This is a genomic window from Edaphovirga cremea (assembly GCF_003332275.1).
Lineage (GTDB): Bacteria > Pseudomonadota > Gammaproteobacteria > Enterobacterales > Enterobacteriaceae > Edaphovirga > Edaphovirga cremea.
In genome coordinates this window covers 441,018-463,371 of the sequence record NZ_QOVA01000002.1, presented here as the reverse complement: position 1 = coordinate 463,371, position 22,354 = coordinate 441,018, and the positions used below count along the sequence as shown (strand labels likewise).

The 22,354-nt window shown below is 48.9% G+C and carries 20 protein-coding genes; 10 read left to right on the top strand and 10 right to left on the bottom strand.

Going from position 1 to position 22,354, the window contains the following annotated elements; all coding sequences use genetic code 11:
* Window positions 1–320 precede the first annotated feature (320 nt).
* Window positions 321–1,610 (top strand): citrate synthase, encoded by a 1,290-nt coding sequence (locus DRI82_RS05015; RefSeq protein WP_114192386.1) that lies wholly within the window; start codon window positions 321–323, stop codon window positions 1,608–1,610.
* A gap of 172 nt (window positions 1,611–1,782) precedes the next feature.
* On the opposite strand, the gene DRI82_RS05010 is transcribed toward DRI82_RS05015, so the two are convergent.
* Both DRI82_RS05010 and DRI82_RS05005 read right to left on the bottom strand, forming a co-directional pair.
* On the bottom strand, window positions 1,783–3,327 hold the full coding sequence (locus tag DRI82_RS05010) for a family 43 glycosylhydrolase (protein ID WP_114192424.1): 1,545 nt from the start codon (window positions 3,325–3,327) through the stop codon (window positions 1,783–1,785).
* A gap of 274 nt (window positions 3,328–3,601) precedes the next feature.
* Window positions 3,602–4,639: a LacI family DNA-binding transcriptional regulator gene (locus tag DRI82_RS05005; RefSeq protein WP_114192385.1), complete on the bottom strand. Its 1,038-nt coding sequence runs from the start codon at window positions 4,637–4,639 to the stop codon at window positions 3,602–3,604.
* A gap of 251 nt (window positions 4,640–4,890) precedes the next feature.
* On the opposite strand from DRI82_RS05005, the gene DRI82_RS05000 reads away from it, so the two are divergent.
* From DRI82_RS05000 to DRI82_RS04990, 3 genes are read left to right on the top strand one after another with little or no spacing between them, the layout of a single operon-like run.
* Entirely contained in the window at window positions 4,891–5,334 is a 444-nt protein-coding gene (locus DRI82_RS05000; RefSeq protein ID WP_114192384.1) for a PTS sugar transporter subunit IIA, read from the top strand.
* A 41-nt stretch (window positions 5,335–5,375) separates the two neighbouring features.
* The gene (locus DRI82_RS04995) at window positions 5,376–5,663 is read left to right on the top strand and encodes a PTS sugar transporter subunit IIB (protein WP_114192383.1); all 288 of its coding nucleotides are present in this window, start codon (window positions 5,376–5,378) and stop codon (window positions 5,661–5,663) included.
* A 12-nt stretch (window positions 5,664–5,675) separates the two neighbouring features.
* Window positions 5,676–6,932 (top strand): PTS ascorbate transporter subunit IIC, encoded by a 1,257-nt coding sequence (locus DRI82_RS04990; protein WP_114192382.1) that lies wholly within the window; start codon window positions 5,676–5,678, stop codon window positions 6,930–6,932.
* A gap of 102 nt (window positions 6,933–7,034) precedes the next feature.
* Here DRI82_RS04990 and fbp read toward each other — a convergent pair whose 3' ends face one another.
* The 6 genes from fbp to DRI82_RS04960 form a co-directional block, all read right to left on the bottom strand.
* Window positions 7,035–8,027, bottom strand: a complete 993-nt coding sequence (fbp, locus tag DRI82_RS04985; protein WP_114192381.1) for a class 1 fructose-bisphosphatase — start codon at window positions 8,025–8,027, stop codon at window positions 7,035–7,037.
* A gap of 492 nt (window positions 8,028–8,519) precedes the next feature.
* The gene (locus DRI82_RS04980) at window positions 8,520–9,314 is read right to left on the bottom strand and encodes a spermidine synthase (protein WP_114192380.1); all 795 of its coding nucleotides are present in this window, start codon (window positions 9,312–9,314) and stop codon (window positions 8,520–8,522) included.
* Between the two features lie 121 nt (window positions 9,315–9,435).
* Window positions 9,436–10,194: an iron ABC transporter ATP-binding protein gene (locus tag DRI82_RS04975; protein ID WP_114192379.1), complete on the bottom strand. Its 759-nt coding sequence runs from the start codon at window positions 10,192–10,194 to the stop codon at window positions 9,436–9,438.
* Entirely contained in the window at window positions 10,191–11,198 is a 1,008-nt protein-coding gene (locus DRI82_RS04970; RefSeq protein ID WP_114192378.1) for an iron chelate uptake ABC transporter family permease subunit, read from the bottom strand. Before DRI82_RS04970 ends, DRI82_RS04975 begins: the two co-directional genes overlap by 4 nt.
* Entirely contained in the window at window positions 11,188–12,147 is a 960-nt protein-coding gene (locus tag DRI82_RS04965) for an ABC transporter permease (RefSeq protein WP_114192377.1), read from the bottom strand. Before DRI82_RS04965 ends, DRI82_RS04970 begins: the two co-directional genes overlap by 11 nt.
* Window positions 12,148–12,156: 9 nt before the next feature.
* Window positions 12,157–13,110 (bottom strand): siderophore ABC transporter substrate-binding protein, encoded by a 954-nt coding sequence (locus tag DRI82_RS04960; RefSeq protein ID WP_114192376.1) that lies wholly within the window; start codon window positions 13,108–13,110, stop codon window positions 12,157–12,159.
* A 497-nt stretch (window positions 13,111–13,607) separates the two neighbouring features.
* Here DRI82_RS04960 and pelA point away from each other — a divergent pair, with 497 nt between their 5' ends.
* Window positions 13,608–14,747 (top strand): pectate lyase, encoded by a 1,140-nt coding sequence (gene pelA / locus DRI82_RS04955; protein WP_114192375.1) that lies wholly within the window; start codon window positions 13,608–13,610, stop codon window positions 14,745–14,747.
* Between the two features lie 79 nt (window positions 14,748–14,826).
* Here pelA and DRI82_RS04950 read toward each other — a convergent pair whose 3' ends face one another.
* A complete protein-coding gene (locus DRI82_RS04950) occupies window positions 14,827–15,804 on the bottom strand; it encodes a LysR family transcriptional regulator (RefSeq protein ID WP_170138669.1) in 978 nt (325 codons plus the stop codon).
* Window positions 15,805–16,170: 366 nt separating this feature from the next.
* On the opposite strand from DRI82_RS04950, the gene DRI82_RS04945 reads away from it, so the two are divergent.
* Together DRI82_RS04945 and apgM are read left to right on the top strand one after the other, a co-directional pair.
* Window positions 16,171–17,658, top strand: coding sequence for an SLC13 family permease (locus DRI82_RS04945; RefSeq protein WP_114192373.1), 1,488 nt, complete (start codon window positions 16,171–16,173; stop codon window positions 17,656–17,658).
* 10 nt (window positions 17,659–17,668) lie between these two features.
* A complete protein-coding gene (apgM, locus tag DRI82_RS04940) occupies window positions 17,669–18,910 on the top strand; it encodes a 2,3-bisphosphoglycerate-independent phosphoglycerate mutase (protein WP_114192372.1) in 1,242 nt (413 codons plus the stop codon).
* A gap of 70 nt (window positions 18,911–18,980) precedes the next feature.
* On the opposite strand, the gene DRI82_RS04935 is transcribed toward apgM, so the two are convergent.
* The gene (locus tag DRI82_RS04935) at window positions 18,981–19,487 is read right to left on the bottom strand and encodes a GNAT family N-acetyltransferase (RefSeq protein WP_114192371.1); all 507 of its coding nucleotides are present in this window, start codon (window positions 19,485–19,487) and stop codon (window positions 18,981–18,983) included.
* Window positions 19,488–19,594: 107 nt separating this feature from the next.
* On the opposite strand from DRI82_RS04935, the gene DRI82_RS04930 reads away from it, so the two are divergent.
* The 3 genes from DRI82_RS04930 (at window position 19,595) to DRI82_RS04920 (ending at window position 22,293) form a co-directional block, all read left to right on the top strand.
* Window positions 19,595–20,491: a LysR family transcriptional regulator gene (locus DRI82_RS04930; RefSeq protein ID WP_114192370.1), complete on the top strand. Its 897-nt coding sequence runs from the start codon at window positions 19,595–19,597 to the stop codon at window positions 20,489–20,491.
* A 167-nt stretch (window positions 20,492–20,658) separates the two neighbouring features.
* Complete coding sequence (locus tag DRI82_RS04925) at window positions 20,659–21,384, top strand: PIG-L deacetylase family protein (protein WP_114192369.1); 726 nt, start codon at window positions 20,659–20,661, stop codon at window positions 21,382–21,384.
* A 27-nt stretch (window positions 21,385–21,411) separates the two neighbouring features.
* The gene (locus tag DRI82_RS04920; RefSeq protein WP_114192368.1) at window positions 21,412–22,293 is read left to right on the top strand and encodes an amidohydrolase family protein; all 882 of its coding nucleotides are present in this window, start codon (window positions 21,412–21,414) and stop codon (window positions 22,291–22,293) included.
* Window positions 22,294–22,354 lie beyond the last annotated feature (61 nt).

Here is a 22,354-nt window from a genome sequence, read left to right as displayed (position 1 = left end):
CGCAACTGCAAGAATATCATAAAGAATGAGGGTGATCTAATCTGGCTAATGCCAATGACGACCGTTTTCATATTCATCTCACAATGTCAAAACGATCCTGAGCACCGGCATGTCCAGGTCAACATCGGTATCCGGCATTTCAAAGACAAGATGTATAATTATTCAAGACAATATGGTCTGGATGGCGTTGAATTTTGCTGGTTAATTCGCCAGCAGATGAGTAATGTAATCGCATTGAGCAGCATGATCACAAAACAACGGGATGTTTTACGGTCATGTTCAGATCTTTACTTTTACATGTTGGCTGGAGAAAAAAATAGATGACAAAGCAAAAAGCCACCCTAACGTTCGACCCGCAGAGAACCCTCGATCTTGAAATCAATGCAGGCACGGCAGGGCATCCGGCAATCGATATACGCCCCTTGGGTGCGCAAAAGTTGCTGTCCTACGACCCCGGTTTCATCAATACCGCTGGCTGTGAATCCGCCATTACCTTTATCGATGCCCAAAACAGCGTACTGCTTCACCGCGGCTTTCCGGTTGAACAACTGGCGGAACAGAGCAGATTTTCCGAAGTCTGTTATATCCTGTTGTATGGCAACGCGCCATCCCAGGAAGAGTTCGACGCATTTACCCACTCACTGACCTACCATTCGATGATTCACCAGCAGATGATTTCGATGCTGAACGGCTTTCGCCGTGACTCGCATCCCATGGCACTGATGTGTGCCATGGTCGGTGCGCTGGCAGCGTTTTATCACGGTGAGATGGATGTCGACAGTAGCGAGCACCGTGAACAGGCGGCCATCATGCTGCTGTCCAAAATGCCGACGGTGGCAGCGATGTGTTATAAATATTCCATCGAACAGCCTGCGGTGTACCCGAAAAATGCCCTCTCCTACACCGGCAATTTCCTGCATATGCTGTTCAAGATCCCAGCGGAAAAGTATGACGTCAATCCAGTACTCGAACGCGCCATGAACCGCATATTGATCCTGCATGCCGATCACGGCCAGTGCCCGTCGACCACGACCGTGAGAGCCGCTGGCTCGTCCGGTGCCAGTCCTTTCGCCTGTATTGCTGCCGGTCTGGCATCATTATGGGGTCCGCGCCATGGTGGGGCCAACGAAGCCTGTATGCGCATGCTGGAAGAGATCCAAACGGTCGATCGTATTCCAGACTTCATTAAACGGGCGAAAATTCAGGGCGACTCATTCAGACTGATGGGGTTCGGCAACTCGATTTACAGCAATTTCGATCCACGAGCTGCTATCCTGCGCCAGACCTGCCACGAAGTGCTCAGTGTGTTGGGAATGGAAGATAATCTGTTACAGGTGGCTATTGAGCTTGAACACCTCGCCATGAATAACGACTATTTTCTGGAAAACAAACTCTACCCGAGTGCAGATTTCTATACGGCACTGATCCTCAAGGCCATGGGACTGCCGCCATCGATGTTCCCGGTCATTACCGCCGTTGGTCGAACCATCGGTTGGATCGCCCACTGGAACGAAATGCACGGCCTACAGCAAAAACCTATTCGCCCACGTCAGGTCTACACCGGCGAGACGCATCGCGATTTTACCTCTGCTCTGCGTCCAGAGCTTTAACGCCTAAGGTGTTAACGCAGTCAAAAAAATGGGCGGCAGATTAATGTGCAGCCCTTTATATAAAGGTGAAATCAGAGAGGATCGACTCTTCAGATATAAATGTATTCTCGGCTTTATCTGAAATATAACCGCCTGTAATAGGCGGTTATAATTATGCCCCGGTCAAGCGCGATCAGGGCAGTGCTTTATAGCTGAAATCACTGAAGGTCGCGACGCCCAAGCCAGAGGCATAGAGTGCAGGACGTAAACTCAGGAAATCATCCGCAACGTTGTGGTGATAACCGGAGACTTCCATTTGCACCGGATATTTGATCCAATCGCTCGCTCCCGACTGCGTATAAAAGGTCACGATGTTATGGTTATTCACCATCCTGATTCGCAGACGGTTATTCACGATGTGCGGAGGTTTTTTCTCATCCAGATTCATTCCTGAGCGATGCAGCACCATCCCTTCCTGATTAAAGGCCAAACCGGCATAGAGTTTCTGATTATAGAACAGCAGCAAACCAGCCTGCGCTTCTGGGCTAACATGTACGTTGACCTCGACCTGATAAGCCAAATCGCCGGTGTTCAGTGTCAGCGGTGAACTGTTGCTGGGCGAGGTACCGCGCGCGCTTAATTGCAGCTTGCCGTTTATCAGTTTTATCCGTTGCTGTTCAGTCGGCGAGGCATGGAAGAAATGCCAGCGCGACGGTATAAGATCGAAGCTAAAGCTGTCTGAGAAAGCCATGCCATGCTCAACCGCCTCACCTCCGCTGGGTTTGGGGATCGGTTTGCCCACGTCCAGATTGGATGAGGTAAACCAGCCATCCTCCGTCCACTTGATAGGCTCCAGCAACGTCTGACGCCCTAGCGTCATAAAACCATTTTCATAGCCGTGATAGACCATATACCAGAGCTTGTCCGGTCCCTCGATCAGCGTCGCATGACCACGCGACCACCACTTTTCAGAACGATCCTGGGTCCGGACGATCGGATTGTATGGCGAGTTCTCCCAAGGGCCATCGATCGAACGTGAACGTGCGGCGATCACCATATGACCGGTCGGTGGTCCTGCGGTGCCGCCTTGCGCCAATACCATGTAGAAGTAGTCGCCATGGTGCAGCATTTTTGGCCCTTCCTGCGAGAAACTCTCAACATCCCATTCTTGCGGATACTGCCATCCCGAATATACCACTTCCATCCGGCCAACGGTTTTCAGGCCATCATCGCTGAGCTGAACCCGATTGCCTCCTGACATAAACAAATAGCGTTTACCGTCTTCACCGACGATATGACCAGGATCGCTGGGAGGATCTTTTAGCCCGACATCGCGCGGTGCGTCCCAAGGACCGTGAATGTCATCGGCGGTAACGACATAAAGCGTTTTTCGCTTGGTTCCTGTCGCATCCAGGACTCGGTTGGTGGTGAAGTAGATATAAAATTTGTCCTGATATTTGATCAACTCCGGTGTCGAGATCACATCAATAGGAATGGTGAGGGCAGGCCCTATCGGCTGCCAATTTACCAAATCGCGCGAATGCCAAATCATCAGGCCACGCGTATCGTCAAACGAGGAGAACGTCATGTAGTAATCATCGCCATCTTTGATGATGGTAGGGTCGGGATGATCGCCTGACATGATCGGATTCAGATAACATCCATTACCGAGATCGGCCTTACGTTGCTGCTCAATACCTGTTCCCCAGCGATCGGGTGCGACCTTTTGGCAATCCATAGCATAAACAGCAGGCCCCCATAGCGCCAGAAGCGTCGCTCCCAGAGCGAATATTTTCCGCACGAATAACCCCTTGTTTTTATATGATAATTTTCAAAACCATAAGAAATGTTACTATGTTGTTTTAATTATGTGAATTTTACGTATTTTAAGCAACAGATTTTCCAGTCTTCAGGATTGAATTCATCTGCATACGCCCGATATGCCGCACCACGACAAAAGGCCAGCATGATGCTGGCCTTTTGGTGGTTTTTTGGGTTCTATTGCGACGTTTTCAGGTACTTTGCCGCGGCTCGAATTTGTAGCTGAATGATTGACTCAGGGTTTCATCATCCTCTCCACCCTCCTCATTATCATTGAGCATGTCGATCAGCATCTTGCCTGCCTCTCTCCCCATTTTTTGGTAATCAATGCGCATGGAGGTCAGTGTTGGGTGGGTTTGATCACAACTGTCGGAGCCATCCAGACAAGCGACCGCAATATTGCCCGGGATCTTCAACAGTCGCCGCTGACATTCAAACAGCACCCCGAGAGCAATATCTTCATGGCTGCAAATCACCGCATCCAATTCCGGTTGGCGGTGCAGTATCTCCGTCAGGGCATAGCGGCCAAACTGCAAGCTGGCGGTGTCTGGTGTGGTGACGGTTTGATCGGCATTTTTGTAGTGTTCCAGCATCGCCTTATGCCAACCGTTCAATTGCTGACGCTGCAATCGGTTATCCATATGGGCACCGATAAAACCAATATTGTTATAACCCCGCTCCAGGAGATGGCGGGTAATTTCATAGGCCGACTCAAAGAACGCCGCCTCGAAGGTGATTTTCGCCGCTTTAAAATATGACCCAACTACATTGACGGTGGGTATATTCGCCCGCTCAAGCAGTTGATAGGTTTTTTCGGCCAATTGTGAGCCAAAAATCACCACCGCCGCCGGGTTACTTTGCAGCAGCGTCATCAGAATTTCCGTTTCTTTGCTCTGGTTATATTCGTGGCAGCCGAGTAATAGCTGAAACTCGTTTTTATTCAGAATCTCTTGCAGCGCCTGCATGAATCTCGAACTGGCTTTGTCGGTTAATGAGGGAATCAGAACGGCGACGGTATCACTGTGCCCTGATGCCAGCGCGCCCGCCGCACGGTTGGGAATGTATCCGAGCGTTTCAACCGCCCGCTCTATTATCTCACGCAATTTGTCAGAAACCTGCTCCGGCGTTCGCAGTGCCCTGGAAACCGTCATTGGCCCAACACCGGCATAATTCGCCACTTCTTGTAGAGTCACCCGCCCGGTATTACGGCGCTTACGCGTTTTTTCCATGCTGATTTCCTGTCTGCCTAAAATATCCCGTTTTGCTTAAACAGGCCACTTCGAACCTTTTCACCACAATAGCACGCATTGTATATGGCTTAACTGGCGATAGCCAAAGCCGAAGGCGCGACAAATGATAGCGCTATCACATTTCTTGGTAGCGCTATCAGATAGCGCTACCAAATGAGATATTCATCACATCAATAGCTGCAATAAAAATCTACTCTCTGCGCTAATAGTCACCGGGGGTCATAAATATCATGTTAAAAACACTGTTAACGCCAGACGTTGTTCAGGTGGTCAGTCAGGCCAAGGACTGGCGTGACGCCATCGCAATTTCCTGCAAACCGCTGATTGATAATGGCTCCATCGAAGCACGTTATGTCGAGGCAATTTATCGCTCCCATGAGGCCATCGGCCCTTACTACGTGGTTGGCCCCGGCATTGCGATGCCCCATGCGCGCCCCGAAGAAGGGGTGAATAGGCTTTCTTTGGCATTAACCGTTATTTCCGCGGGCGTCACGTTCAATGCAGAAGGTAACGACCCGGTAAAACTGCTCATAGTGTTGGCGGCGACGGACAGCAATAGCCATATCGAGGCTATTTCCCAACTCGCTCAATTGTTCGACAACGATAACGATGTACAGACCTTACTCAATGCCAAAACGCAGCAAGATATCCTGTCAGTCATTGCGCGCTATTAATTACGGCATTCGGTACAGATTACAATTTCAAGGGGATAGAAATGAAAATTACAGTTGTTTGCGGAAATGGTTTGGGTACCAGCCTGATGATGGAAATCAGCATCAAAAATATCCTGAAAGAATTGGCCGTCAGCGCTGATGTGGATCATGTCGATCTTGGCTCTGCAAAAGGGACTGCGAGCGATATTTTCATCGGTACCAAAGATATTGCCGAGCAATTGGTCGCCCAGGCCGTGGGTGGCAAAATCGTTGCCCTCGATAACATGATTGACAAAAAAGCCATGAAAGAACGTTTGTCAGTGGCATTGACTGAATTAGGCGCGCTGTAACAGGAGGCTGATATGGATTTCTTTCGCTTTTTAATGAGTGACGTTCTTTCTGAACCGGCCATATTGGTTGGTCTGATCGCGTTAATCGGCCTGATTGCCCAGAAAAAACCGGTGACTGAATGTATCAAGGGCACCGTAAAAACCATCATGGGTTTTGTTATTTTGGGTGCGGGTGCTGGGTTGGTCGTTTCTTCTCTGGGCGATTTTGCCAATATCTTCCAACACGCCTTCGGTATTCAGGGCGTAGTGCCGAATAACGAAGCGATTGTTTCTGTGGCACAGAAGAGTTTTGGTAAAGAAATGGCGATGATTATGTTCTTCGCCATGGTGATCAACATTCTGATTGCCCGCTTTACGCCATGGAAATTTATCTTCCTGACGGGTCACCACACGCTGTTTATGTCGATGATGGTGGCAGTGATTCTGGCAACGGCTGGAATCAGCGGCGTAACGCTGATTGCCATCGGTTCGCTGGTGGTGGGGGTTGCGATGGTGTTCTTCCCGGCCATTGCCCACCCTTATATGAAAAAGGTCACGGGTTCTGATGACGTGGCAATTGGCCACTTCTCGACCCTGTCTTATGTTTTGGCCGGTTTTATCGGCAGCAAGTTTGGCAACAAAGAACACTCGACTGAAGACATGAACGTGCCGAAAAGTCTGCTGTTCTTGCGTGATACCCCGGTCGCCATCTCCTTTACCATGTGTATCATTTTCATCGTGACCTGCCTGTTCGCCGGGCCGGAAGTGGTGAAAAGCCTGAGTGGCGGCAAAAACTGGTTCATGTTCTCGTTGATGCAATCCATTACCTTTGCCGCAGGCGTGTACATCATTCTGCAAGGTGTGCGGATGGTTATTGCCGAGATCGTGCCAGCATTTAAAGGGATCTCCGACAAACTGGTGCCTAACGCGAAACCCGCGCTGGATTGCCCGGTCGTCTTCCCTTACGCACCCAATGCGGTATTGGTTGGCTTCCTGAGTAGCTTTGCCGCGGGTCTCATCGGTATGTTCGCGTTGTATCTGATGAACATGACGGTGATTATTCCAGGCGTGGTTCCGCACTTCTTCGTTGGTGCAGCGGCTGGGGTATTTGGCAATGCCACCGGCGGTCGACGTGGCGCGATTCTGGGGGCGTTTGCCCAGGGCTTGTTGATTACCTTCCTGCCCGTATTCCTGCTGCCAGTATTGGGTAATATCGGTTTTGCCAATACGACGTTCAGTGATGCCGACTTTGGCGCGCTGGGGATCTTACTGGGGATCATCGTCAGATAATCTGCCGGTTCAGTAAAAAGCGATTCGGTTCCAAAAACGACAAGGCCAGAGTTCTGTATTCCACGGAACTCTGGCCTTTCTGTTTCAGCACGTCGCAGATGCTTACTCTGGGTTTTGGGCAATAAAACGCTCGGCATCATCAACCATCGAACAGACGCCAACAAAGAATGGGGAACGTTGGTGCAACTGCTCTGGAGTTATATCCAGAATACGGCCCGTTCCATCACTGCCTTTGCCGCCAGCCTGTTCTGACAGGAATGCCATTGGGTTGCACTCATACAACAAACGCAGTTTACCCTGTGGGAAACTGGCCGTGCTTGGGTACATGAAGATACCGCCTTTCAGCAGATTACGATGGAAGTCGGCAACCAAAGAACCGATATAACGGGAGTGGTAAGGGCGCAGGGTCGCTTCATCCTGTTCCTGGCAATATTTGATGTATTTCTTCACGCCCGCGGGGAATTTGATGTAATTCCCCTGATTGACGGAGTACATCGTCCCCTTTTCTGGATAGCGTACTTTTTCATGTGACAAGCAGAAAACGCCCAGGGAAGGATCATAAGTAAAGGCATGAACACCGTAACCCGTGGTGTAAACCAGCATGGTTGATGAGCCGTAAACGACATAGCCGGCAGCAACCTGACGATTCCCCGGTTGCAGGAAATCCTCTTCAGTCGCGGGTTGCCCTACGGGGCTGATACGGCGATAAATTGAGAAAATAGTGCCAACGGTGACGTTGACCTCAACATTTTCTGCGCCATCAAGCGGAGCCATCAAAATAACGTATTTGCCATTTTGCGAGCGTTCATTGTTAAAAATGACAATTTTCTCTTCTTCTTCCGAAGCGATACCGGCCACTTCACCACGCGCTTTCAGTGCAGCCTTGAGCTTTTCGTTCGCATGCAAGTCCAGGTTCATCTGAACTTCACCGCGAGAACCCGTCTCACCCAAAATATCCAGCAAACCGGCTTTATTGATATCCCGGTTAATGATTTTCGCACCCAATTTTATGGCGGAAAGCAGTGCCGTCAAATCTCCGGTAGCCTGAGAGAATTCTTGTTGTTTCTCGACAATAAACTCGTCTAATGTTTTCATGATACGATCCCTGAATCTTCAGTTTAATATCGGTTCACTAATTACCGACCAATACTCGAGATATTAATTTTCTTAATGCCAATGACAGGATTTCCAATATGTTTCCAATTATACCCGCTTAACCGCGCACATACGCAATTATAAATGAAACAATATTTCATTTTTATTGGTTTATTGTTTCATTATAGTACTATTACTGCAAGGAAACAGAGACCACGATCGCGTTTCAATCTCTTGGACATAAAAAAATTTTAAGATTTGGCTAAAAAGATTAACGCGCCCTGCGTCAAGTGCAGTGGCGATGACAAAACAATCAGCTAACTTGTTGTTTTACATAAGTAAACAATGAACGTTTGGCGTGATGATCCAAGATGGGGGTGGAAGATACGTTTCCAGGAGCACTATTTCCGAAAAGGTATGGCTTATAGGTTTGGGTTCTGAGCACTGCCCGGGTTCAAAATGGCAAATAAAATAGTCCTATTGGGATAGGCTCTAGAAAGGTCGTGGCCAAAACGCCAGTCTTGGTACCAGAGTCTCAAAGTCACCGCCGAATCTTTTGCCTACCGCCCTGGCCTGCCGTTGTATTTCTCGCAACGGGGTATCGCAGGATGATTTGCAGGCATACATCACCACATTCCCACTCGGCGTGGTGCAATACATGACCGTTTCGAACAGCGTAAACAACGCATGGGAGAGAAGTGAATTACGCCCAGGCCGCGAATGGTAATTCATGACCAGCCAGCCGTCAGCACTGAGGCGGTCTGCGCAGGCCGCCAGAAAATTGCCCTTCGCCTGCACTTCGGCCATCGCATCGGCCGAATAGAGATCCGAGAAAATCAGATCGTAGACGCCGGCGTGCTCCTCTTTATTAATAAAGGCACCCGCATCGTCAATCAGATAACGAATGTTGTCGCTGTCCGGTAAGCAGAAATATTGCCGGGCCACCGACACCACCGCAGACCGCAACTCCACGACATCCATGACGATCCCCTCGCTCCAGGCATGGAGCGAACGCACCAGACCACCGCCCCCCAGCCCCAGATGCAAAACCCGCTGCGGGGAAGTCAGGGCAAGTACCATCAGCATGGCTTTAATGTAGTTATGAACCGGGAGCGCAGGCGAACCTTTGTGCATTTTGCTTTGTTCGAAAATCGAATCAAAACTCAGTATACGGTATTCCTTGTCATCGATGACCGTGATATCACCGTGATCGTCCCCTACCTGGGCAATCACATCGCCACGTAAATGAACGAATTCGGAACGTTTAAACGCATCAACAAGAGACATGACTATCCGGGTTTAAGGCAACGAGCAGACAACCCACCAGACCATAACGCGGGCGCCAACATGACAAAGGTGAGGGATATTATTTCATTTATCACCCCAAACATCACGGCCCATCTCAAACTCAACGGTAGTAAACAGCGATATGCTGATCCTGCACTGTTTCTATATTGATTTTTATGTCAAAAATCTCTTCAAGCACGTCCGGTTTCATGATCTCCGCCGGTGTCCCCCTGACGATAACCTCACCGTTTTTCATCGCAATAATGTGGTCGGAATACGCCGAGGCAAAATTGATGTCATGGATCACCAGTATGATGGTTTTTTGCAGTTCGTCGGCGGCACGCCGCAGTTGCTTCATCATCGCCACGCTATGTTTCATATCCAGATTATTCAGGGGTTCGTCCAGCAGGATATACTTCGTATCCTGGCAAAGCACCATGGCAACATAGGCACGCTGCCGCTGCCCGCCCGAAAGTTCGTCAAGGTAACGATCTTTCAGGGGAATCAGATTAAGGAACGCCATCGCGGCATCAATATGCTGGCGATCGTTTTCGTTTAGCCGCCCCTTCGAGTAGGGATAGCGACCAAAACCCACCAAATCCGCTACCGTCAGGCGGCTGGTGAAATGATTCTCCTGCCGCAGCACGGAAAGAATGGTCGCGAGCTTGTCCCCTGGGGTTTTCGCCACATCCAGCCCATTGATCTGTACGGTGCCAAGGTCAGCTTCAAGAAGACGACTCATGATCGACAATAGCGTCGATTTTCCCGCGCCATTTGGCCCGATGATTGAGGTGATACCGCCGGAAGGAATGGTCTCGTTTATTTGACTGAGTACCGCGGTATCCTGGTATTTTTTATTGATATCCTTTATTTCAATCACACCGGTGCCTTTTTAATTAACAGATAAATAAACAGCGCGCCGCCAACAAATTCAATGACCACTGACAACGTTCCCGACATGTTCAATAAGCGCTCGAGGATCAATTGCCCGCCGACCAGCGTAATCGCCCCCAGCAGGAAAACCCCCGGCAGCAAATATTGATGGCGGAACGTCCCCATAATCGGATAGGCCAGATTGGCGATAAGCAAGCCTAAAAATGTCAGCGGCCCCACCAGCGCCGTCGACATGGCGACCAGCAGCGAAACCAGAAGGAGAATGACGGTGATTTTTTTCTGGTACGCGACACCCAGATTAACCGCGCTGTTTCTGCCCAGCGCAATCACATCAAGGCAATGGCGCATCCGCCAGACGGCCAGCGCCACAAGCACCGTGATCCCGGCCGACACAGCAATAATTTCCGGTGCGGCACGGGTAAAGGTAGCGAAAACGCGTCCCTGAAGGATGGCAAATTCGCCGGGTGAGAGAAGGCGCTGCATAAGGCTGGAGATACTGCGGAACAGCGTGCCGCACACCAGCCCGATCAACAGCACCTTGTGCAGATTGATCCCCACGCCCGTCAACAGCCAGCGGTAAAGAAACACCGAGAACAGCACCAGCAGCGCCGATTCACAGAGAAACTTCCCGGTAACACCCAAAACCCGAAAGCCATTGGCATCGATAAAGAATATCAATAGCGTCTGGATGAGAATAAACAGCGCCTCCAATCCCATGACCGAGGGCGTTAAAATGCGGTTATTGGTGACGGTCTGAAATAAAACGGTGGCAACGCCGGAAGCAAAAGCGACCAACAGCATCGTGGCTAAAATCAGCCCGCGATGGATCAGAATGTACTGAATGTTTCCACCCAGATTGATCGTCATGAAAATGACAATAACCACAAGCGCAATTACGCCCAATAGCAGTAACCGCTTTGCCGGTACGCTTAACGTTCTGTTTGTCCCGGGCAGCAGATGGTCTTTTGACGGATATTCCTCAACCTGCATGACGTTTGGTCCTAACAATTAATAACAGGAAAACGAGCGCGCCGATGGCTCCCAGGATCACGCTGGCAGGGATTTCAAAGGGGTAACTGATTAACCGGCCAATAATGTCGCATAAAACCACCAGCCCGCCGCCGCAAAGGCTCACCCACGGAATGGTTCGACGTAGATTATCGCCCATTGCCATGCTGACAATATTCGGGACAATCAAACCCAGAAAAGGAAGCACACCAATCACGACCACCACAACACCACTGATGATGGCGATGATCGACATTCCCACCAGCATCACCCGCTGATAATTCAGGCCGACATTGACCGAGAAATCTCGCCCCATGCCTGCAACGGTAAAACGATCGGCGATCAGGCACGCAATCAGCGTCAGTGCGCCAACGATCCAGAGCAACTCATAGCGGCCCTGCAATACGCCAGAAAAATCACCGGATTCCCAACTGCCCAATGATTGCAGAAGGTCGAACTCCATCGCCAGAAACGTTGTCACCGCACTGAATACAGCGCCCAGCATGATGCCGGTAAGCGGCACCATCAGCGCCGATTTCATCCTCATCCGTGCCAGCAACAGCATAAAAAGCGCGGTACCGCCCATGGCGAATACCGTTGCCACCAGCATTTTCACCATCACCGGGGCCGACGGGCTGAACACCATCACCAGCAGTAAACCAAGACTGGCCGACTGGGTAGTACCCGCAATTGAAGGCTCGACAAAGCGGTTCTGTGTCAGCATCTGCATGATTAGCCCGGCAACGCTCATGGCACTGCCAGCAAGAACCAATGCCAGCGTGCGGGGTACGCGACTGATTAAAAATATGTCGCGCATGTCCGGATCCGACCAGAGATTCGCCAGAGTGACATGCCCAGCGCCAATGAACAGGCTACATGCCATCAGGCCCAGTAAAATAACCAGACCTGCTACAAAGCTTAAATTTTTCATTGATAAGAATTATTGCGCTGACGCTTGCTTATCCAGAGCCGCATTCACTTTATCCATCAGCAGCGTGTAACTCTGTATCCCACCCGCAATGTAAAGCGAGGCGGAATCGAGATAAATAATGCGATTGTTCTGCCACGCCTTGGTTTTATTGATCAGCGGGTTATCGAGGATCTGTTGCGCGGATTGCCCTTCAGTACGGCCAATGGCATTGTCACGGTCAAGTACGAACAGCCAGTCAGGGTTGGCATTAAGAATAAATTCAGAGGTCACCACATTGCCGTGACGACCTGATTCAGCAAACGTAGCCGCAGGTTTGAATCCCAGATCGTCAAAAACAAAGCCGAAACGGGAACCCGGGGTGTAAGCCGACATTTTGCCACCGCTGATCATCAATACCATTGCCGATCCCGCGTTAGCCGATTTCTGCTTGATGCCGTCTATCTGTGCGGTGAATTTGTCCAGCAGCGTCTTCGCCTCTTCTTCTTTGCCAAATATTGATGCCAGTTGCTCTGTGCGATGGCTCAGGCTCTGGGTAAAGTGCTGGGGATCCAGATCCAGCGAAATGGTGGGTGCGATGGCGCTGAGCTTGTCATAAGCATCATTGGCACGGCCACCTGCGATGATCAGATCGGGTTTCGCCTGACTGAGCGCTTCATAATCCGGCTCAAACAGGGTACCGTCGTTCATATACTCAGACCCGCTGTATCTGGATAAAAATGCGGGCAGATGCGTACTGGTTTGCGGAACACCGGCCACCTTGATGTGCAGGGCGTCGGCGTTATCCAGCATCATCGGGTTCAGTATGATCACTTTCTGCGGATTAAGCGGAACCTGCGTCGTACCCTGTGCATGTTCAATGCTGATCTTGGCTGAGGCTTCTGGTTTTGCTGCGGAATCATCACACCCGGTCAGGGCAAAAGTTGCTGTCAACAATGACGAAAATAAGGCTGAACGTAATCGCATTTTCTCTCCTGAGAATTGTGGATATAGAAATCCCATTTCGTAATGCTAATGATTGGCATTACCAATTCCAGGAATGATACCGTTCAATGGGGCCGATGAACAGGCTAGACAGTCGGTTCTTGCGAGGAATCTTCCAGAATGAACGCTCAATGGTTGCTCACTAGCTGAAATGATTAATGTAACTTCTTGTATTTTTTTAATAAAAAAACCGTCATCTTCCCTATTGAGCCTTTGATTAAAGATTAGGAAGAAGTTGTGAATTTTCACTCTTGGTGACGCAAATACCACTAACTATCATCTGGTTGCATATTCATTGAAATAGAGTATTTAACCTCATACTTCGCCATCAACTTGAGGCATTTGTTTCTACAATAAAAACAAACTGCTATTTCATTTTATTTAATAAACAGTTTCTTAATGTGACAATCATTTGTTTTTTAAACGAAAAGAGTCGTTATAGTCTGCCTGCCAGAAAAACAACTGAAAGGGAGCTATTAATGAAACCGAAGTTTTTACTGACTGTTTTCTCCGTCATGCTGATAACGACGCATGCCTACGCTGACACCAAAACGACGACCTCATTGGACGGTTTTTACGACGCGATACACCATTATCAAAATAAAAATGGCAAAGATTATGCGCGTTATGCACCTGAAGACGTTACGGCGATTTCAAATAATATACTTCTTTATCAAAAAGATAACGGTGGATGGATTGAAAATCAGGATCCGGCACGCATTTTGACACCAGAAGAAATCAGCGCATTCACTGCGATGAAATCCGATCCAAAGTTGTCACTTGACAATCGAAATACCTACACACAAATCGCTTATCTCGCCAATGCCTGGCAGATAACGAAAAATCCTGCATATAAGGATGCCAGCCTGAAAGGGTTGCAGTATATGTTGTCGCTGCAAAATACCCAGTGCGGTGGTTGGCCGCATACGCTGCCTCCCAAAGAGAAATATCACGCCTATATTACTATCGCGGATGAAGTGACCTCCGGGGTGCTCTCTACCCTGCGCCAAGTTATTGCTGAACCTGAACGCTATGATTTTGTGGATAGCCAACTGCGTGGAAAGATTGAGCAGGCGATCGCGAATGGCGATGCCTGTTTACTCAAACTTCAGGTCGTTCAAAATGGAGTTAAAACCGGCTGGGCGGGTCAGTATAATAATGAAACGCTGGAACCGATGATGGGACGATCCTATGAACTCCCTTCTATCGTGTCGCAAGAAACCGTCGAAGTGTTGCGCTATTTGATGCGTATAGAAAATCCTTCCCCGGAAATTATCGCCAGCATCAACGATGGGGCAGCCTGGTTACAGCGTTCGGCACTGACCGGATTAAGAATCGAAAATTTCAGCGCCAAACCCGAGAAGTACGAGTGGCACTCCTCTGACAAAGATCGCCGCCAGGTGAAAGATCCGAGTGCGCCGCTGTTGTGGGCACGCTTCTACGATTTAAAAGACAATAGCGTGGTATTGGCAAACCGAGACAGCGTGAGGGTGAAAGAGTACAGCGAGATAGCGCGGGAAAGACGTACCGGTTATTCATGGTATGGCACCTGGCCAGCAGAACTTCTCAAAACTGAATATCCGGCCTGGCAGGCTAAATTGGCGTCCTCTAAACCTTAAATAATTGGCGTTGCAGGCCCCCCGTCACAGGGATTACCTCTGTGGCGGGGTATCAAATTCTCTGGAAAGACCGTGCAAATCATGATGTCACAGCGCTCTGTATACACTTTTTCTCACCCGGAATGCTTTGCAAAGACCAGTTAAGCAAAGCTTGCTGGATATCATTTTTATGATTTATTGACTCCAGCAGCTTAATAAAGTTACTGGCAACAGGGGTTAATATTTTATCCCTGCGAGTGACATACACCACCCCGCGTTTAATATTCAACTGCGGAGTAAACACCTCCGTCAGCAGCCCATGATTAAGTTCCTGCTTTACCGCAGACTCCGAAATAAAGGCAATACCCAATGAGTTAATAACACTTTGTTTAATGGCCTCCAGACTGCTTATTTCAATATGATTTTTAATCGAAACGTTATTATTTTTTAATAATTGCTCCAGAAAAATACGGGTAGACGAATTCTCAGGTTTCCATAATAAAACGCATCCCTCCAACTGACTTAAATCCAATAAGGTTACCTGAGCCAAAGGGTGTTCACTGGGCGCAACCAAAATCAATCTATCGCGATAAAAATCTTTTTTCTGATAAATAGTCTCATTTATTTTCACTTGATCAGAAAGGATGAGGAAATCCACTTCGTTTTTTTCCAACAGCCCTAACAGCGTTGCTGATGATCTGATCTGCATATTGATCTTTATTTTAGTGTGCTTTTTTTTGAATGTGGACAGCAGAATAGGCAGCAGATAAATTCCCACAAAATTACTGGCCCCAAAAGACAATAATCCATACTCTCCTGAACGGGACCTCAACGCATTCTCCTTTGCGGCGGCCCAGATATTGAGCATTTGGGTGGCATAGATTTTAAATTCATTACCCTGCTGATTAACATACAATTTCTTCCCAACACGATCGAACAGCGTGCAGCCAATTTCCTCTTCCAGCGTGCGAATCTGAATACTGACAGTGGGTTGGCTACAGTACAGAATCTCCGCCGCTTCAGAGAAATTGAGGCACTCGGTTAATACCAGAAATGTCCTTAGTCGTGTGAGATTCATAAAATTCCCCTCGGGTCGCCGTGTTGTTATTATTTTCCCTATCCAACCCTTCATTATTTCTTAACAAAGCAGTAAAAACAGACAATATAAATAAGAATCATTCATTCTTTTAGAGATTAAACCCTACTCTATTTAGAGTAGGGAGAGTTACTCCCTACTTCTGTGATACATCTCACTAATATTTGGTTGTTTTTTTATTTATGATCATAAAATAGAGCAGCTATAAATTTTACCTATAATCATCCAATGAAAATGGAATTGATTAGTCTCTGGCTTCATGATTAGGTAACAGTGAATTTTAGACACAACTGATTATCTCATTAGGTTTTATAGTGACTGATCATAAATGACGCCAGGGATATTAAAATGAAAAACAAAGCTCTGAAGAGTGATGAACACCATCCGAGTGGAGTAAAAAATGGCAAACCTGATTCTTGGATGAAAAAATATGGCTTCTATTTGGCTGCCATTTGTTTCTTACTTCTCTATTTTATGCCGCAACCGGCAGGACTGCCGGTTGAAGGACAAAAGGCCATTGCGATATTTGTTTTCGCGCTGATTATGTGGGTAACCTGCCCTGTCCCGATTTTCATTACCTCACTGATCGTTATTATTCTCTTATCGGTAACGGGAACCTGGTCAGAGAAGAATGTCCTGGGTACCCTGGGTTACGATGTAATCTGGCTAATGGTCTCAGCTTTTGTATTAACTTCGGCCATGATTAAATCTAATCTGGCACGCCGTTTTGCGCTATTTATGGTAACGAGGTTTGGGAAAACCCCCAAGAAGACCCTATTTATTCTGGTATTTATCAACTTTGCCCTCGCATTCTTTGTCCCTTCAACGACTGCCCGTGCAACCTTGATGGTACCTATCTGTATTATTCTCCTTGAAGTGTATAAAGCCATACCGGGGGAAAGTAATTTAGGCCGCGTTATGATGCTGCAAGGGGTGCAGGCCGATGCACTGGCAACCTCTGGAGTCATGACCGCCACGGCAGGTAATATTATTGCCGTGGGGTTTATCAATGACTTAACAGGTTCCTCGATTGGTTATATGGACTGGCTATTAGCCGGTATGCCAACGGCAATTATTACGATGGCGATAACCTTTTTTATTGGTCTTCGGCTGTTTTCTTTTAAAGGTGAAGCAACCTTCAGTGACGGTATTGGGCGGTTGAGCAGTGAACTGAATTCAATGGGTAATATTTCCACCATCGAATTCAAGACCCTGACTATATTTCTGATCACCGTCGTGCTGTGGGCGACCTCAGATTATCATCAGGATTGGGTTGGTTTTAAAATCAGTGTGTATATGACCGCAATTATGGCGGCCACCTGGTGTTTACTGCCCCGGTTTGGCATCCTATCCTGGCCTGAAGCCAATATAAAATGGGACCTGATGTTGTTTGCGGCTGGGGCTTATGCTGCGGGAAATGCGCTTGAAAAAACCAAAGGCGCAGAATGGTTGATTGGTAAAGTGGTGACCAGTTTGGGACTGGAAAATATGAGCCACACCGCCGTTTATATTCTCGTGATTTTTATCAGTATGTACAGTCACCTCATTTTTACCAGCAAGACAGTACGCGTAACGATCCTGATTCCCTCTTTTATCGCCCTGGCGAAAACGTTAGGCATGGATCCTGTGGGTCTGGCACTCGCTGCTGCGTTGACAACAACTTATACCATCACGCTACCACCTCACTCCAAAGTGAATGCGATTTATTTCTCAACCGGATTTTTCAGTGTATTGGACCAAATAAAATACGCCATGGTGACCTGCTTTATTGGGGCATGCGTGATCAGCATTACACTGTTTACCTGGTTTAAAGTACTTGGGCTATTTACCGGTTAAGGATTAAGAAATGTATTATCGAAAAGCGATAGTGGCTATTGCCGATGGATTGGGAGATCGCCCGCACCCATTATTAAATGGACTTACGCCTTTACAGAAAGCACATACACCTAATCTTGATCGCGTCGCGTCACAAGGGATTTGTGGCATGATGGATTTGATTGCGCCAGGAATACCCGTTGGCACAGATATGGGACATCTGGTGTTATTTGGTGGACGGCCAGATGATTATCCCGGCAGGGGACCGATTGAAGCTTACGGTATTGAAATGGATACCCGACCAGGTGACGTGATATTTCGCTGTAATTTGGCGACGGTCGATGAGTACGGCATTGTTATTGACCGCCGGGCTGGGCGGATTAATCAGAATACGGTTGAATTAGTGGCCGCAGTAAATGGCATGGTGCTTTCTGATAACGTCACTGCTTATATGCAGGCAGCGACCGAGCATCGGGCAGTATTGGTTTTTCGTGGTGCTAATCTCAGTGAAAATATTACTGACTCGGACCCCAAGGCACCACATGACGGCAAACCTTATGTCGTACCGCAGGCGATTGACAACAGTGAGAAATCACTGCAAATGGCTGATTTAATGCAGCTATTCCTCAATAAAAGCCATGCAATTCTGGATGCTCACCCCATTAATACCGAGCGCAAACGGCAGGGACTGTTGCCTGCCAACTTTATACTGACCCGGGGTCCAGGCCGGTGCCAACCCCTGGCATCAGTGCCACAGAAATACGGATTCAACGGTTGCTGCATCGCAGGCGAAACCACGGTACTGGGCGTAGCGAAATTGTTGGGTTATAGCACGCACAGTCATCCACTGTTTACTGCCAATATCAGCTCAAATTTTCAGTTGAAAGCTGAACGTGCATTGCTGGCGCTGGATAATAACGATCTGGTTTTTCTGCACTTCAAGGCCACCGATTTAGCCGGGCACGATAACCTGCCCTTTGAAAAAATCACGGCCATTGAGCATTTTGATCAAATGGTCGGCCTGATACTGGATAATCTGCCTGAGTATACCTATCTGGCCCTGGCCGCCGATCATTCAACGCCCTGTGAAGTCAAAGAACACACCGGTGAGCCCGTGCCGGTCGCACTGTGTGGTAATGGCATACGGCAGGATAACGTGGTGCAGTTTGATGAACATGCCTGCGCAAAAGGAGGATTGAACCGACTATCAGGCACTGATTTTATTCATACTATTATTGACTATATGGGGTATAGCCAAAAGCAGGGAAGTTAAGGCAGGCAGAGTAAGATGTAGCGCAAAAAAACCTCTTACTTTGCATTTCCCTATGTGTCTTAAAATTATTTTATTGCATTGATATTATTATGTTTTTCTCAAGGGTAATAGTGAAATGCGCCTCACCTTCAAACTTCTCGATTTTTGCAAATTCGAATCCGCATTTATTGATATAGAAATGATGATTTTTCGTGGAAAATCCCGGCGTTTCGGTTTGCCATTTCCTGGTATTCGGATATTTGTTTTCAATGAATTGCCAGACCAGAAATCCCAGCCCTTTATCTTGATAAGAGGGATCAATAAATATATTTCCTAAAAATCGCTCATTATCTTTCCAGCAAAAGATGTTCACAGCACCAATTAACGTACCGTGAAGGAAAACCTTATAGGCATCGCTTTTAGCGTTGATATACCAGTCACGAATAAAATCGCCATTGTCATAGCCCGGAGGGCCGCCCTGCTCCTTTCCCAAGTGTCGGCGGGTATCTTCATCAAACGCGCGTTTCATTATCCTTGTTAGATCGTCAATATCCTTGACGGTTACCGGTTCAAATGCGAGTTGCTTATAAATTTCCATATAAATCTCCAGAAGCCGCATCTGTGAACCGTTTCACAGCGCCTTCTCTCATTAACCGCTTATCCTAATGGATAATATAATCATATTATTGCGGGACTTGAGTGATCATGGATCTGAAAAGGCTACAATGTTTTATCCGGGTCGCAGAACTGGGTAGCTTTACTCAGGCATCCCTTACGCTGGATCAATCGCAATCCGTGGTCAGCCGTCAGGTACGTCAACTGGAAATAGATCTCAACCAAACCCTGCTGCAACGCAATGGCCGCGGCGTGACGTTAACGCCTGCGGGACGTCAGTTGGTCGAGCACGGCAAGGGAATTCTGCGTCAGGTTGAGGTGGCAGAATTGGCCCTGCAGGGTGAATGCGGAATTCTCAAAGGAACGGTGACCGTAGGGATGACCCCGACACTGGGCAAATTGTTGACGGTGGATCTGGTGACTGCTTTCTTTGCGGAGTTTCCTGACTCTTCGTTGGCGATTACAGAAAACCTGACCTACTGGATCCAGAAGAGGCTGATACTGGGTGAACTGGATATCGCCTTACTGTACAACCCGTTACCCAGTACCCACCTGAATTACCAACTGCTGTGGACGGAAAAACTGTGCCTTGTGGCTCCCGCGTCGGCAGCCATTGCCTCTGAAACGGTTATCCCTTTGCAGGATCTGGCTCGCTATCCGCTGATTATCCCCAGCCGCCAGCATATGCTGCGTAATCTGGTTGAGATTGAGTGCGCCCGGCATAATGTCAGCCTGAATGTAGTGATGGAAATTGATGCCGTCTCTTCCCTGCTGGCCTTGGTGGTGAAGGGTTTCGGCTATGCGATTTTACCGGCAAATGCCCTCGCCGCGCCCTATCGTCCAGAGGGATTGGTGGCAATTCCAACGTCACCGCCCATTCTCAACCGGGTGGTGCTGGCGACTTCCGCGCAGCGCAAATTGACACCGTTGGCACAGCGCACTATCGAGATCCTCCATCAAAGTATTGGTGACGAAGCACTTCCCTGATCCTGTCGATCTCTCCCTCACTCTCCCTGCCTTGCCTTGAAAAGAGTCGCTTTCGGCTCCCTTTCTGTTATGCGGAAAATGCAAATCAGCTAGTACGCTTTGCGTCTTTTTCATTACTCCAGCGCTTGTTAACGTGTCCACATCAATAGAAAGGATGAGGAGTCACTATGAACACGAAAACCAAAACTGCATTAGTCGTCAGCGCACACTCTGCTGACTTTGTCTGGCGCGCTGGCGGTGCCATTGCGCTGTATGCCTCCCGCGGTTGGGATATCACTATCGTCTGCCTCTCCTTTGGCGAACGCGGGGAATCGGCCAAACTGTGGCGTCAGCCGGGTATGGAAATGGCGACGGTAAAACAGGCGCGCAGAAGAGAAGCGCAGCAAGCCGCCGAAATTCTCGGTGCGAAAAACATCCTGTTTATGGACGCCGGGGACTACCCGCTGCGCATCAGCGATGAGGTGCTGTTTAATCTGGCAGATCTGTATCGCGACATTAACCCTGAATTCGTTCTGACCCACTCCCTGAAAGACCCCTATAACTTCGACCATCCGCTGGCCACATACGTCGCACAAGAAGCGAGAATCATTGCCCAGGCTCACGGCCATTGCCCGGAGAAGAAAATTATTGGTGCGCCACCGGTATTCCTGTTTGAACCCCACCAGCCAGAACAGTGCGAATGGAAACCTGAGGTGCTGCTGGATATCACGGAAGTCTGGGAGAAGAAGAGCAAAGCCTTTGAGTCCATGGCTGCGCAGGAACATCTCTGGGAATACTACACACGAGTCGCGTTGCAGCGTGGCGTACAGGCATCCCGTAACTCAAACCTGAAAATAAAATATGCCGAAGGCTATCAACGTATTTTCCCACAGGTTAGCGGCGAGCTGGCTTAGTCATCAACGTCAATCAAGGAGTGAGTTATGAAATCATGTAAAGCACCGGATCCCCATCCGATCAAACCTAAAATGACGCTGCCTGCCGGCGCCTGTGACGCCCACTGCCACGTATTCGGTCCCGGCTCGCGCTTCCCTTACGGTGCCAGCCGTAAATATACCCCGGAGGACGCACCTTTTGAGCAACTGCTGGCGCTGCATGACTGGCTGGGTATTTCCCGTGCGGTCATCGTTCAGGCCAGTTGTCACGGTACCGACAACAGCGCAATGCTGGATGCCATTGCCCGCAGCGGCGGACGTTATATGGGCGTCGGGATGGTGGACGGTAGCGAAAGCGATGCCGAACTGGAGCGCCTGCATGCGGGGGGTGTACGCGGTGTACGCTTTAATTTCGTTCAGCATCTTGGCGGGGCACCCGATTTACCGACGTTCTTTTCGATTCTGCAACGCGTGAAGGCACTCGGTTGGCATGTGGTGTTGCATCTTGATGCGCAGGATATTCTGACCTACGAAGACACCATCGGCAAAATCGATCTGCCGTTCATCATCGACCATATGGGACGGGCGAAAACCGCGCAGGGCCTGGAGCAGCAACCATTCCAGCAGCTTTTGCAATTGATGCGCGACAATCCGTTGGCGTGGGTGAAGGTCAGCGGCTCTGAGCGTATTTCAGCCGGCGTCCGCCCCTTCAATGACGCGATTCCCTTCGCTCAGACCCTTATCGAAACCGCCCCGGATCGGGTGCTGTGGGGAACGGACTGGCCGCACCCGAATATCAGCAACGACATGCCCAACGATGGCGAACTGGTCAATCTGATGCTCGATTTTTGTCAGGATGAAGGTCTGCGCAACAAACTGCTGGTCGAAAACCCGGCTCGCCTCTACGGCTTTCCGGCTCTGGTTGTTTGACCGATACTTGAAGGACTGAGCATCCGACAGACATAGGTGGCTCTGTGCAGTTCACCAGGAT